At 44.5% G+C, this 14,183-nt stretch carries 9 protein-coding genes; 5 read left to right on the top strand and 4 right to left on the bottom strand.

The genetic code is table 11. The features are described 5' to 3' along the window. Positions 1-30 precede the first annotated feature (30 nt). From D1Z90_RS17605 to metK, 3 genes are all read right to left on the bottom strand, one after another. The gene (locus D1Z90_RS17605; RefSeq protein WP_119912111.1) at positions 31-720 is read right to left on the bottom strand and encodes an endonuclease; all 690 of its coding nucleotides are present in this window, start codon (positions 718-720) and stop codon (positions 31-33) included. A 121-nt stretch (positions 721-841) separates the two neighbouring features. Then, entirely contained in the window at positions 842-1,333 is a 492-nt protein-coding gene (locus tag D1Z90_RS17600; RefSeq protein WP_119912110.1) for a SprT family zinc-dependent metalloprotease, read from the bottom strand. Positions 1,334-1,347: 14 nt separating this feature from the next. Further along, the gene (metK, locus tag D1Z90_RS17595; RefSeq protein WP_119912109.1) at positions 1,348-2,499 is read right to left on the bottom strand and encodes a methionine adenosyltransferase; all 1,152 of its coding nucleotides are present in this window, start codon (positions 2,497-2,499) and stop codon (positions 1,348-1,350) included. 391 nt (positions 2,500-2,890) lie between these two features. Here metK and D1Z90_RS17590 point away from each other — a divergent pair, with 391 nt between their 5' ends. Then, positions 2,891-3,712, top strand: coding sequence for a hypothetical protein (locus tag D1Z90_RS17590; RefSeq protein WP_119912108.1), 822 nt, complete (start codon positions 2,891-2,893; stop codon positions 3,710-3,712). Here the strand turns inward: D1Z90_RS17590 and D1Z90_RS17585 are convergent. After that, positions 3,709-4,974, bottom strand: coding sequence for a chloride channel protein (locus D1Z90_RS17585; protein ID WP_119912107.1), 1,266 nt, complete (start codon positions 4,972-4,974; stop codon positions 3,709-3,711). The genes D1Z90_RS17590 and D1Z90_RS17585 overlap by 4 nt on opposite strands. A gap of 291 nt (positions 4,975-5,265) precedes the next feature. On the opposite strand from D1Z90_RS17585, the gene tkt reads away from it, so the two are divergent. From tkt to D1Z90_RS17565, 4 genes are all read left to right on the top strand, one after another. Next, complete coding sequence (tkt, locus tag D1Z90_RS17580) at positions 5,266-7,254, top strand: transketolase (RefSeq protein ID WP_119912106.1); 1,989 nt, start codon at positions 5,266-5,268, stop codon at positions 7,252-7,254. A 494-nt stretch (positions 7,255-7,748) separates the two neighbouring features. Beyond that, positions 7,749-8,915, top strand: coding sequence for a phosphoglycerate kinase (locus D1Z90_RS17575; RefSeq protein WP_119912105.1), 1,167 nt, complete (start codon positions 7,749-7,751; stop codon positions 8,913-8,915). Positions 8,916-9,022: 107 nt separating this feature from the next. Next, positions 9,023-10,099, top strand: coding sequence for a class II fructose-bisphosphate aldolase (gene fbaA / locus D1Z90_RS17570; RefSeq protein ID WP_119912104.1), 1,077 nt, complete (start codon positions 9,023-9,025; stop codon positions 10,097-10,099). Between the two features lie 329 nt (positions 10,100-10,428). After that, positions 10,429-14,183, top strand: a 3,755-nt coding sequence (locus D1Z90_RS17565; protein ID WP_158587180.1) for a retention module-containing protein, incomplete at its 3' end; no start/stop codon positions are given.

Below are 14,183 nucleotides of genomic sequence, written 5' to 3'. Positions count from 1 at the left end.
ATTTCTCCCTGAACTGGCTTTATATTGGTATTAACGCCCGCTGCATTGCGAGGCAACAAATGGGTTGTTATTTCCTTGTTTAGCTTGAATAAGTGTATCACGTTGGCACTCCCAAGGGGTAACGGGGTAGAGCTTGTGCCAAGCTTGATAAAGCTGTTTTTGTTGCTTCGAAATACGAATTTGGTAACGCTGCTCCATATATAAATAGATGCGGGCGATGGCCCCTTTTTGCAAGTCTGGTGGGCTGGCTTTTTTATTTTTAAAGTCGACCAGCATGTCGCATTGGCCGTATTGGTGAGGTTGAAGCTTCGATTCTGTAAATTGATAGTTGGAGCGATCGCCATTTACTTCACCAATAGCAGGCACAAGGTTATGCAGGTCTGCTGTCATTACCTTAAACTCAGGGTCGACTTTATTACAGTTTTTACGCCCGCCATTTTGCCAACATTGGCGTTGGTGGCCTATTTCCCATGCCGGCATGACGTGCTCCCACTCAATGCGACTGGCACGCTTTTCTTGTTTTCGTATTTGATAGCCACACGAGTCTAAATTAGGTACTAGTTTTTTCCCTTGGCGCTCGATGTCACAGCCGCAATAAAAACTAAGAGGGTGGGCTTGGTATATATCGGCGGCGATTTTTTTGGCTTGACGGAAACTGGTGATCTCTGCGCTGGCAAGGCTTGACCAGCATAAGATAAATACAAGGGTAAGGCTGCGCATACTGCAAAACTGCTCATGTTAATGATTTTAAAAGCAGCAGCATATCAGGCTGATATAAAAACTACATACCCACAAACCTTAATAATATTTCAGACAATAATGGCAAGGTGGCTGTGGTTAGTTAATGGGAGGGGATAAAGGTCAGCGCGCTGCGGCAACGCCTGCATATATATCGTTGACCACGCTTGGCTTTGTTGTGACGTCGAATAGTGAGTTGGTGTTGCTGGCATTGGCACTGATATGTAAAAAGTTGCCCCTGAACAGAGCGAGTGTCAAAGTCGTGGGTTCGGCTCGGGTTCACCTCCATCACGCTGCGCATTAAGTGCTGCCATTGTGGCCCGTGAGGTGGTACTTGGCCGTAAAGGTGATAAGCCAACAAATGGCAGACTTCATGAGGCACGACATCAGTCAAAAAGGCGGTTTGGTTTTCTTGGTACAACACGCCGTTAAACTTTAATAAGTTTTTATGCAGGTGGGCAGTGCCTGCAGCCTTACCGCGTTGATTGAACAACACAGTTGGAAATGGAAAAGGGCGATCAAAAAAGCACTCGGCTTTTTCATAACAGGTCTTAACCTGCTGCACGAGTGCTTGTTTTTGCTGGTATAACAACATGCTTACAGTGGTGTTTATAGTCCAGCTGCTTCGCGAAGTTGCTCAGCTTTATCAGTCTGTTCCCAAGGGAACTCTTCGCGTCCAAAGTGACCATAAGCAGCGGTCGCTTGGTATATTGGGCGCTCAAGATCAAGCATAGTTAAGATGCCGTATGGGCGAAGATCAAAGGTGTCGCGCACAAGTTGAGTTAGGCGATCTTCGTCAATTTTAGCCGTGCCAAACGTTTCAACGCTGATAGACGTTGGCTCTGCTACACCGATGGCATAAGACACTTGAATTTCACAGCGATCTGCAAGGCCTGCTGCAACAATGTTTTTCGCTACGTAACGACCTGCGTATGCGGCACTGCGATCAACTTTCGAAGGATCTTTACCAGAGAATGCACCGCCACCGTGACGAGCCATGCCGCCGTAGGTATCAACAATGATTTTACGACCGGTTAAACCACAGTCGCCTACTGGGCCACCGATAACAAATCGGCCAGTAGGGTTAATGTGGAACTGAGTCTCTTTGTTTAGCCATTCAGCCGGTAGTACAGGCTTGATGATTTCTTCCATTACAGCTTCACGCAAATCGGGAGTAGAAATGCTGTCACAGTGTTGAGTAGACAGTACTACTGCATCGATACCTGTGATAATGCCGTTTTCGTATTGAAAGGTAACTTGAGATTTAGCATCAGGGCGTAGCCAATCAAGGGTACCGTTTTTACGTACCTCAGCTTGACGCTTAACCAGGCGGTGAGCGTATGTCACCGGAGCAGGCATAAGCACGTCAGTTTCATTAGAGGCATAACCAAACATGAGGCCTTGGTCACCGGCACCTTGATCTTCTGGGCGGCTGCGGTCTACACCTTGATTAATGTCAGGAGATTGTTTACCTATGGTGTTTAATACGGCACAAGAATCTGCGTCAAAACCCATGTCTGAGTGAACGTAACCAATGTCACGTACTGTTTTACGTGTTAATTCTTCGATATCAACCCAAGCAGAGGTAGTGACTTCGCCACCTACCATTACCATGCCTGTTTTAACGTAAGTTTCACAAGCAACACGAGCTTTAGGGTCTTGTTCTAAAATGGCGTCAAGGACTGCGTCAGAGATTTGATCGGCAATTTTATCCGGATGGCCTTCTGATACAGATTCTGAAGTAAATAAGTGCTTTGCCATGTTAATGCGGCTCCTGTTAGCTGTCTTAATTTTTGGATGGATTTCCATCTAGACGTCTATTGTATTCATGAAAAGTCAGAATGCCAGATTTTTTTGCTTATAACTTATAAAAATTAAAAACCATATTTTTGCTAAGGAATACTGTTCTCTGTGGTAAATGTTCGGTTCCTTGGTTAAAAACTTTTCAGTTTTCCCTCATGGTAATCAGCTGCTCTAGGCGTGTTATGGCGCAGTGACAATCAAACCTAGGATTTGCAGTACTCAATTGCCCCCGCCTCTTGCCAGACAACTGTTTTAAAAAGAGGAAATATAGTGGATATACGATTGATTCAGCTAAGGTTCATGGTTTGCTTGTTAGTCTCTTGTTTGCACACATAAATAGGAGGCCGATATGTTTACGCCACTGCAATCGCATTCCCATGCCCATGCTAGCGCTATGACATTGGATTATGTTAGGTATCAGCAAAGCCGCTGGTTAGATTATCCAGCAATAAAGCAGATTGACCTAGTGGGCAGTGTGCGAGAAGTGAGTATTATGAAAAAGTGGTTATCTCGGCACTTCCCTGAAATTGAATTGGTTGACATTGGGCAAGCTGATTCTAAGACAGAGTTTTGCTTGCACGGCAACCGTAAGCTTTTAGGTACTGACCAGTTGATCCTGGATTATGAAACTTATCAGCAGAGCACAAAGCAGGATTATGCTGAAATCTCTGGCATTGAGCTGGTGGGCAATGCTCGCGAAGTGAATATTATGAGTCGTTGGTTGGGTAAGCATTTTTCTGATATCGCAATACAGCAACCTGATTTTGATGAAGAGCAGCGCCAGCGAGGCAAGATAGAGCAAACGGGTATGGCTAAGTTGTCGCCTTTTAATAAGTTTCGTTATGACGAGTTTTGGCGTATTGCTAAGGCTTTATCAGACGCTGTAAGGTTTCATAACCTATTTGCCGTTGACCATGCAAACAGTATTAGCGAGTTTGGTGAACTGGCGATCCACCCAGACAACTTACAACTGATGATGTTTCGAGTAAATCGCAGTAAGCACATGAAAAGTCAGCCAAGGTATAGCTGGGCAAGGCAGCAGCAAGTGATTTGGTCCAGTATTGATACCGTAGGCGAGCTGATGCTATCCCAGCAGCAAATAGTAGAGGCCCTCATCATGCAACTCGCCGCCGTATACACTGAGCAAGTTGATTTAGAGCTCGCGCGTTAATCTAGCATCTTCTTTTGCTTGATATTAGCAAGGGTTGGGCTGTTTTTAATCAAGATATTTTGGCGGGCTAACAATAGCTCAATCAAGTTACGCTCAGACATCAGCTTATGCTGCACATAACTGGCCACACCTGCGCCAATCAAGCACGGAAACGCAAGGTTTAGATCTGCGGTGGTTTCTACTACCATCAATGTGGCGGCGATGGGGCTTTTTAAAACTGCGCCAAAAAAGGCAGACATACCGACTAAAACAAACACTTGTGGCGCTTCATTGGGTAGCCAAAGCGAAACTAAATGCCCTGTAAGAGCCCCCAGTAACAAACTGGGACCGAGTGCGCCTCCTGGAATAGCAGAGCCAATGGCAATGGCGCTAATGAAAAAACGAGCCACAAGCCAAAGTAAAATTAAGGTAGAGGTAAATTCACCGTAAAGCATTTTTTCTAGCAGGTGATTACCAATGCCAATAACTTCATCGCCAGCCACTGCTGCTAGTGCAGTGGCGCTCGCTGCGAGAATAAACTTACCCCAATAAGGAAAAGGTAAACGGTCTGCTGTTAAGCGCACCATCTTAAGCAAGAAACTGGCTAACACACCACAGATAATGCCCAATAAGATAAGCTCAGGCACTAAAGTAAGCTGGTAGCTAAAGCTGTGGCTTTCAATGTGGAATTCGTAAACCCCCATTTGTCTTGCAATCCAGGCTGCAACTACCGCAGACAAACTCATAAGAATAAAGGTTTGTAATTGAAAGCGGCGCACTATGGTTTCTTGAGCAAAAAAGATGGCGGTGATTGGGGTGTGAAATAACGCTGCCATGGCCGCAGCCGCCCCGCAGGCTGTCAGTTGCCGTAAGCGAGATGCGTCCAACAAAAAATGCTGACCAATCACATTGCTGCAGGCTGCGCCTATGTGTAGCGCGGGCCCTACCGCGCCGACAGCAAAGCCAAACATCAGCGAGATAGTAGCGCCCACAAACTGAAATATTAAATTACCCAAGCCCATTTTGCCGTCGCCAAAATGAAACCCCATCACCACCATGGGAAGACCTGACTTGCTGTATTTGTTGAAAAATTTAAATAGAACTATCAGTAATAAGGCGCCGATAAAGGGAGAGCTGAAATACAGCCAAAGATTGCTGGAATTATTGACGAAAAATTCAATCTCAATCAGGTAACGAAAAACCATCACTAACACCGCAGTGGCAAGGCAACCCAGCAAGGAAACAAAGAGGGTACGTTTGAAGCCTATTTCGTGATGACTCATGAGAGGTGAATGATTTACCTGAATATTTTATCTAGAACACCAGTGTAATTGAGAACCGTTAATTTGAGTAGCGATTATGGCCCCAGAAAAGTCATATGGCGCCTTGGTTTTTTAACAGATAGGCGCATTTTTATCACGGATTAGCATTTTTAATAAAAAACGCTCATTTTTTTTACAAAGACGATTGCACTGCTAGGTGCATCTTGGGAGAATAGCGCCTTAATTTGGAAGCTGAAGCATTTTAGCTTCATTTACATGCATGTACATTATTAGATTACCGCAGGAGTTATCATGCCCTCTCGCCAAGAGTTAGCAAATGCCATCCGTGCTTTAAGCATGGACGCTGTTCAACAAGCCAATTCAGGTCACCCTGGTGCCCCTATGGGCATGGCAGACATTGCCGAAGTGTTGTGGCGTGATTATTTGCAGCACAACCCAACTAACCCAGATTGGGCTGATCGCGACCGCTTTGTTTTATCCAATGGCCATGGTTCTACTCTGCTTTATTCTCTATTACACCTTTCTGGTTATGAGCTAAGCATCGACGACTTAAAGAACTTCCGTCAATTGCATTCTAAAACACCGGGCCACCCGGAATACGGTTATGCGCCTGGCGTAGAAACCACCACTGGCCCTCTAGGTCAAGGTATCACTAACGCTGTGGGCATGGCGTTGGCTGAAAAAACATTGGCCGCTCAATTTAACAAAGACGGCCACGATATCGTAGACCACTTCACTTATGCATTCATGGGTGACGGCTGTTTGATGGAAGGTATCTCTCACGAAGCGTGTTCACTAGCGGGTACTTTAGGTCTTGGTAAGCTAATTGGCTTTTGGGATGACAACGGTATCTCAATTGACGGTGACGTTGAAGGTTGGTTTACTGATGATACGCCTAAGCGTTTTGAATCATATGGCTGGCATGTTGTTGCGGGCGTAGATGGTCATGACAGCGATGCAATTAAAGCCGCGATTGAAGCCGCGAAGGCTGACCCTCGTCCTTCTTTGATTTGTTGTAAAACCATCATAGGTTTTGGTTCACCAAATAAGCAAGGCAGCCATGATTGTCACGGCGCCCCACTAGGTGCAGAAGAAATTCAAGCAACGCGTGAAAACCTTGGTTGGAAGCATGGCGCATTTGACATCCCTGCGGACGTTTACGCTGAGTGGGATAACAAAGATAAAGGTGCCACTGCTGAAAGCGCGTGGAACGACAAGTTTGCCGCTTACGAAAAAGCTTACCCAGAGCTAGCAGCTGAGTACAAACGTCGTGTTAATAACGAGCTTCCAGCTGATTGGGCTGAGAAGTCAGATGCTTACATTAAACAATTACAACAAGACCAAACCAATGTTGCTACGCGTAAAGCGTCGCAAAACTGTTTGGAAGCGTACGGCCCATTATTACCAGAAATTCTAGGCGGCTCTGCTGACTTAGCGCCTTCTAACTTGACCATGTGGTCTGGCTCTAAAGCGCTTGAAGCAACAGATGCAAGTGGTAACTACATTCACTATGGTGTGCGTGAATTTGGTATGTCTGCCATCATGAACGGTATCGCGCTTCACGGCGGCTTTGTTACTTACGGCGCTACCTTCCTAATGTTTATGGAATACGCGCGTAATGCATTACGCATGGCTGCACTAATGAAGCAGCGTGCAATCCACGTTTACACCCATGATTCAATTGGTCTAGGTGAAGATGGTCCTACACACCAACCGGTTGAGCAAATTGCCAGCTTACGCCTAACGCCGAACATGAGCACTTGGCGCCCGTGTGACTCGGTAGAGTCTGCGGTAGCTTGGAAATCTGCAGTTGAACGTGTTGACGGCCCAACATCTTTGATCTTTAGTCGTCAAGGCTTAGCGCCACAAGCGCGTACTGAGCAGCAGCTAACTGATGTGGCTAAAGGTGGTTACGTGCTGATTGATTGCGATGGCCAGCCTGATCTTATTATCATTGCAACGGGTTCTGAAGTTGCACTGTCGGTAGATGCTGCAGCTAAATTAGCTGAGCAAGGCAAGAAAGTACGTGTAGTTTCTCTGCCTTGTACTGATGTATTTGATGCGCAAAGCCCAGAATATAAAGAGTCTGTATTACCGAGCGCTGTGACTAAACGTCTGGCTGTTGAAGCGGGTATTGCGGATTACTGGTACAAGTACGTGGGTCTAAACGGTAAAGTTGTGGGTATGACAACGTTTGGTGAGTCGGCACCTGCTGGCGAACTGTTCAAGATGTTTGGCTTCACGGTAGAAAACGTGGTTGAGAAAGCACTAAGCTTATAACCTCAATCTCTTTTCTAACGATGAAAAAACGCTGCACTTAGGTGCGGCGTTTTTTTTATTCAAAATGGCGCAAAAGATGCCATTTTTTTATATTGTGGTAGTATTACTACATATTTCATGGCTTTTTCTAAATGTGTTCCCAACTCAAATTCTCTAATAAATTTTGCTTTAACTGATAGGTTAAGTGGTATCGACCATGAATTTGGTGTGTTACTTGGCTTTTTTTGTTTTTGCTGGTGGTTTATTTTGTCTGGTGTGGGGTTTTAATCCTATGATCCAAACTGAACGCTCGAGGGCAGTTTGTGAGCTGGGGAAACAAATTTAGAAAAAAAGTTACAGTAAATGATGTAAATCAAGCTCAAAGAGTGAGATTTCAGGCTTAATGTCACACCATTAAGCCGCTGACTGTCAAAGTGGTCAGTTATTGAATTATGGAAAAGCAGTTGCTTGCCCGATTTGACGTATATATTTGAACTTAAGTTAGAGGACAGAAGATGTCAGTAAAAAAAATGGTAGATCAGGACTTAGCTGGTAAACGCGTATTTATTCGTCAAGATTTAAACGTGCCAGTGAAAGATGGCAAAGTTACTTCTGATGCACGTATTTTAGCGTCTATCCCAACTATCAAGCTAGCCCTAGAAAAAGGCGCTAAACTGATGATCACTTCTCACCTTGGTCGCCCTGTTGAAGGTGGCACAGCTGAAGAAAATGCGGCATTTACTCTACAGCCTGTTGTTGACTACTTAAACGAAGCACTTGATGTGCCTGTTCGCCTTGCTACTGATTACCTAGACGGTTTAGAGGTAAACGAAGGTGAAGTTGTTGTTCTTGAAAACGTTCGCTTTAACAAAGGCGAGAAAAAAGATGACGAAGCGCTAAGCAAAAAGCTTGCTGCACTTTGTGATGTATATGTAATGGACGCATTTGGTACTGCTCACCGTGCTCAAGCATCAACGCACGGTATCGGTAAATTTGCAGAGGTAGCTTGTGCCGGCCCACTTCTTGCTGCTGAACTTGAAGCCCTAGGTAAAGCAATGGACAACCCTGAGCGTCCACTTGTGGCTATTGTAGGTGGTTCTAAAGTTTCGACTAAGCTGACTGTGCTTGAATCTCTATCTAAAGTTGCTGACCAACTTGTTGTAGGTGGCGGCATCGCTAATACTTTCATCGCTGCTGAAGGTCACAACGTAGGTAAGTCGCTGTACGAAGCAGACCTAGTTGACACGGCTAAAAAGCTCATGAAAGAGTGTGCTATCCCAGTAGCGACTGACGTTGCATGTGCGAAAGCATTTGACGAGAACGCAGAAGCTGAAATCAAGCATGTTTCTGAAGTTGCAGATGACGACATGATCTTCGATTTAGGCCCTGATTCAACAGCGGCGCTAGCTGAAATCATCGGCAATGCAAAAACTATCCTTTGGAATGGCCCTGTAGGCGTATTCGAATTTAAGAACTTCGAAGCGGGTACTGCTGGTATCTCTAAAGCGATCGCAGAGTCTGCTGGTTTCTCTGTAGCTGGCGGTGGTGATACATTAGCTGCTATCGATAAGTTTGGTATTAAAGCAGATGTATCTTACATCTCTACTGGTGGCGGTGCTTTCCTTGAGTTCGTTGAAGGTAAAACGTTACCAGCTGTTGCGATGCTTGAGTCGCGCGCATAAAAATTAATAGAACGAGAGCTTCGGCTCTCGTTTTTTATGGCGCAATTTTCGTGTATGATATGCGCCGCAAAATCTTTTATTCAGATTAAGATAAATAGGATTAAAACATGTCTAAGATCTTTGATTTCGTAAAACCAGGTGTTATCTCTGGCGACGACGTACAAAAAGTATTTGAAGTTGCTAAAGAAAACAAATTTGCGCTTCCTGCGGTAAACGTAGTTGGTACTGATTCAGTAAACGCTGTATTAGAAGCTGCTGCAAAAGTTAAATCACCTGTTGTTGTACAGTTCTCTAACGGCGGTGCAGCGTTCTTCGCTGGTAAAGGCGTTAAATTAGAAGGTCAAGGCGCACAAATTCTTGGTGCTGTAGCAGGTGCAAAATACGTACACGCTGTTGCAGAAACTTACGGTGTTCCAGTTATTCTTCACACTGACCACGCTGCGAAGAAACTTCTTCCTTGGATTGACGGTCTACTAGACGCGGGTGAAGAGTACTTCGCACAAACTGGTAAGCCTTTATTCTCTTCTCACATGCTTGACCTTTCTGAAGAGTCACTAGAAGAGAACATCGAAACATGTGCTAAATACCTAGAGCGCATGGCTAAAATGAACATGACAATCGAGATTGAACTTGGTTGTACTGGTGGCGAAGAAGATGGCGTAGACAACTCTGATATGGACGAGTCTGAGCTTTACACTAAGCCTGAAGACGTTGCATACGCATACGAAAAACTAAGCGCTGTTAGCCCACGTTTCACTATCGCTGCATCTTTCGGTAACGTACACGGTGTATACAAGCCAGGTAACGTTAAGCTAACTCCTACTATCCTACGTGACTCTCAAGCATACTGTGCTGAGAAATTCGGTATCGCGCCAAACGCGCTAAACTTCGTATTCCACGGTGGTTCTGGTTCTACTGAAGCTGAAATCCAAGAGTCTATCGGTTACGGTGTTATCAAAATGAACATCGATACTGATACACAGTGGGCAACTTGGGACGGCGTTAAAGAATACTACAAAGCAAACGAAGCTTACCTACAAGGCCAAATCGGTAACCCAACGGGTGAAGATGCGCCTAACAAGAAGTACTACGATCCTCGTGTATGGCTTCGTGCTGGTCAAACTTCTATGGTTACTCGCCTTGAGAAAGCATTCGCTGACCTTAACGCAGTAGACGTACTATAATTTCCTAACATTCTTTGTTAGTAAAAATGCCAGCTTCTAGCTGGCATTTTTTTTACTGCTGTTTCACCATCCACTTTATTATCTGCTTTACCTAGTTCGATAGCTGAACAATTCTATGCGTTTCTTAACGATAATATCGAATTTGAGTCTAAATTTTAAATACCTTGTAACATAGTTATAAAATTTGACGAATAGTTGTTTTCTCCATTTTTCTCATACTGTAGACTGAGGTATGGGGGAGAAAATATTCCTTCTGTAAATTGTTATGGACATCAGATGTTGGCTCAATCGTGAGACCTCTGATCTGAATGGAAGCTGCTGAGGTTGTTATGATCACAATTACTGTTAAATCAATTTCTGTTATCAACAAGATGACGGGGCCGGTATTTGTTATAAATGGTAATGGTGAACAAGTTCAGCTGCAGCTGGGCGACAAAGTCACGCCAGGTCAAGTCATTCAAGCAGACAGTTATGAGTCTGTGCAGCTCATTCCAGTCGATGAAGTACAAGAGCCTACGGTGGCGAGTACTTCTGATAGCGATTTACCAGATGGGGTGGCCGACGAAATAGCAGCACTTCAAGAAGCCCTTTTAGCAGGCGTGGATCCAACCACCTCTGAAGATTTCGAAGCCTCAGCAGCGGGTGTTGAAGCCAGTAATAACACTGGCGGAAGTAATTCCTCTAGCAGTATTGGTGGTAGCTCAGGTATTAGTCGTACCGGTGAAGCAACTATTTCTACCGCGGGCTATGACACCAGTGGCCTAGTGCGTTCACCTATCTCTCAACCAGAAGATACCGACCAACTACAAGCTAATACTGCGCCAATTTTACCTAGCGTGAGTATCACTGCGGTCAACAATGCCCTAGATTCTGAGGTTAATAATGTCATAGAAGGAAATGATCTTATTTTCAGTGTTACAACTGAGAATGCCAGTGGCGGAACACTTACCCTTGAATTAAATGAAGGCTCTGCCATTGCAGGGAAAGACTTTTCCTCCGATTTAGAATTCAGCTTAGACGGTGGTAATACCTGGCTTAACTACCCAGACTCAGGCATTCAAATTGGAGAGCAAAATACGATTTTAGTCCGCGTGCCGACGTTTGATGATGCTTTTCAAGAAGTGCCTGAAGACCTGTCGTTAAGTGTAGCTGTCACTACTCCAGCTGGCACTGTGTCAGATACTGTGGATGCTCTGATCCATGATGATACAGGAGAGCAGGCGTTACAACCGGGAACGGATGCCTCAACGGAAGACTCCGTTTTAGTCTCTATATCCGGCCCGAGCACTGTTATAGAAGGTGAGCAAACTTCACCATATACAATACGGCTTTCCGAGCCACTTAGTGAAGGGCAGTCTGTCACCGTAACTCTCTCTTATTCCGGCTCGGCTACTTTTGGCAGTGACTTTACAGGTGAGCTACAAGTGACTATTGAGGGCCCTGCAGACAGTGCTGAATTTACGCTTAACACATTGGATGACGCGGTAAAAGAAGGATTGGAATCACTTGTAGTTTCAATTTCAAGTGTTACAGACAATCAAAATGCTTTTGAGAATATTGAAGTAGCCGGTGAGAGTAATGAAGTCATTACAGATATTATCGATAATGACTTAGAAGCTGAAGTTACGCTGTCTCCAGATATAACAGAAGATGATGTAATTAATGGGCAAGAAGCCTTACAAGACATTCCTGTTAAAGGGCAAGTTGTAGGTGATTTTCAAGCTGGAGATGAGGTTTATATAACAGTTAATGGGAAAGAGTTTATTGGGGAGCTAGAAACAGATGGCTCTTTTGTAATTGATATTCCTGGCTCAGATCTTATTGCTGACGAAGACTTTGTTATTGATGCTGAAGTTGTGGTTACCGATGAAAACGGTAACTCAATGACGATAAATGATTCGGAAAGCTACAACGTTGATACTGAAATCAATGCGCAGATTAAACTGGATTCTCAGATCACATTTGATGATGTTATTAACAAAACAGAAGCTAACTCTACCATTTCTGTTACTGGTAAGGTTTCTGGTGACTTTACTGCGGGTGACAGTGTAACTCTTCTGATTAACAATAAGACTTTCTCTGGCAGTGTCGACTCCGACGGAAAGTTTTCTATCGGTGTACCAGGTAGCGATTTAGTTAATGATAATAACAATGAGATTGAAGCGACTTTTATTGCAACTGATGAAGTCGGCAACACATTAACTGTACAAGACACTGAAGGTTACAAAACTAAAGTTAATATTTCTGCTGCTATTGAATTAGATTCGAACATTACCAGTGATGACCTGATTAGCGCTTCAGAAGCAAGTAGTTTGATTCAAGTGACAGGGAAAGCCTATGGTGACTTTCAGGTTGGCAACATAGTAAGCCTTGTTGTTAATAACAATACATATAAAGGGGTTATTCAGGATCTCCAAGGCAACTTTAGTATTGCAGTAGCAGGAAAAGATTTAGTTGCAGATCAAGACAGCACGATATACGCATCTATGGTAGCTACCGATGGTGTAGGCAATAGAGTTCAAGTGACCGATACCGAGAGTTACGGAATAGATCTTAGCCTCAATACAGCAGTTACTCTGGATAAAAATATTACGAGTGATGACATCGTTGATTCTGAAGAAGCTGCTCAGAATATAATGGTTTCTGGCACAGCTTCGGGTGATTTTCAACCTGGTGATGTAGTGACTTTAGCTATAAATGGCAATACCTACATAGGTCAGGTCGATGAATCGGGTCGCTTTCAAGTTGCAGTTCTTGGCAGTGATTTATACGCGGATAGTGATAGCACAATCAAGGCTAGCCTTAATGCAACGACTCAGACAGGGGAGAGCGTACTTGTCACTGATACTGAGTCATACAGTACTGTTGAGCTCAATAATACGTCTCTATCGATAGATGAAAATATCACTTCTGATGATGTCATTAGTCAAATAGAGGCGAATCAAGACGTACCTATTACTGGTAAAGTCGAAGGAAATTTCTCTGAAGGGGACTTAGTTACTCTCGTTGTTAATGGTAAAGAGTTTACGGGACCAATAAACGCCGATGGCAGGTTTAGTATTGAGGTTCCTGGAGCAGATTTAGTCGCAGACGTTGATCAAACTGTTGAAGCAAAGCTCACAACTGTTGATGTGTTAGGGAACGCTGTTACGGTAACTGATACAGAAAGTTACTCGGTAGACTTAACGAGTAATACGGTTTTACAACTTGACTCAGAGATTACCGCTGATGATGTGATTAATGCTTCTGAAGCAGGTCAACAAATTCCTGTTACCGGTAAAGCCTCAGGAGATTTCCAAGCTGGTGACATGGTTACGCTAACAGTAAACGGTAAAATCTTCACGGGGCCAGTGGATGTGGATGGCAACTTCAGCATTAACGTCCCGGGGGCTGATTTAGCTGCTGATTCAGACGCCACTATCGAGGCGTCTTTGGTAGCGACTAATGCGATAGGTGGGTCACAGACTGTTACTGACACAGAAGGTTACTCAGTCGACACTGACATGACAAACTCGGCCATCACGCTGGATGAAAACATTACAGCCGATGACATTATTAACGCAGTGGAAGCCGGGCAACAAATTCCAGTCACGGGTAAAGCCTCTGGTGATTTCCAAACCGGTGACACAGTGACGCTCATGGTGAATGATAAAACCTTCACGGGACCAGTGGATGCGGAAGGTAACTTCACTATTAATGTCCCGGGCGCTGATTTAGCGACTGATCCAGATACGACTATTGAAGCCTCTTTGGCGGCGACTGATGCAGCTGGTAATACGGCCACTGTGACGGACACAGAAGACTACTCGGTTAATCTGAGCGTTAATGCAGCCATTAACCTAGATACCGAAATTACCGCTGACGACATCATTAATGCGGCAGAGCAAAGCCAATCAATTCCAGTGACAGGTAAAGCGAGTGGCGATTTCCAAACCGGCGACATCGTGACGCTGACGGTAAACGGTAAAACCTTCACCGGCCCTGTGGATGTGGATGGCAACTTCAGCATTAACGTACCGGGTTCAGATTTAGCCGCTGATCCAGACGCCACTATCGAAGCGTCTTTGGTAGCGACTAATGCGAT

This window comes from Motilimonas pumila, from assembly GCF_003596335.1.
In the GTDB taxonomy this organism is placed as follows: Bacteria; Pseudomonadota; Gammaproteobacteria; order Enterobacterales; family CBDFNC01; genus Motilimonas; species Motilimonas pumila.
Note: the sequence above shows the minus strand (reverse complement) of the source record. Positions and strands in the feature narration are given on the sequence as shown.

Excerpts from the sequence above, each read along its gene's own strand:
- D1Z90_RS17605 (WP_119912111.1), bottom strand. The coding sequence starts at position 720 with ATGCGCAGCCTTACCCTTGTATTTATCTTATGCTGGTCAAGCCTTGCC.
- D1Z90_RS17600 (WP_119912110.1), bottom strand. The coding sequence starts at position 1,333 with ATGTTGTTATACCAGCAAAAACAAGCACTCGTGCAGCAGGTTAAGACC.
- metK (WP_119912109.1), bottom strand. The coding sequence starts at position 2,499 with ATGGCAAAGCACTTATTTACTTCAGAATCTGTATCAGAAGGCCATCCG.
- D1Z90_RS17590 (WP_119912108.1), top strand. The coding sequence starts at position 2,891 with ATGTTTACGCCACTGCAATCGCATTCCCATGCCCATGCTAGCGCTATG.
- D1Z90_RS17585 (WP_119912107.1), bottom strand. The coding sequence starts at position 4,974 with ATGAGTCATCACGAAATAGGCTTCAAACGTACCCTCTTTGTTTCCTTG.
- tkt (WP_119912106.1), top strand. The coding sequence starts at position 5,266 with ATGCCCTCTCGCCAAGAGTTAGCAAATGCCATCCGTGCTTTAAGCATG.
- D1Z90_RS17575 (WP_119912105.1), top strand. The coding sequence starts at position 7,749 with ATGTCAGTAAAAAAAATGGTAGATCAGGACTTAGCTGGTAAACGCGTA.
- fbaA (WP_119912104.1), top strand. The coding sequence starts at position 9,023 with ATGTCTAAGATCTTTGATTTCGTAAAACCAGGTGTTATCTCTGGCGAC.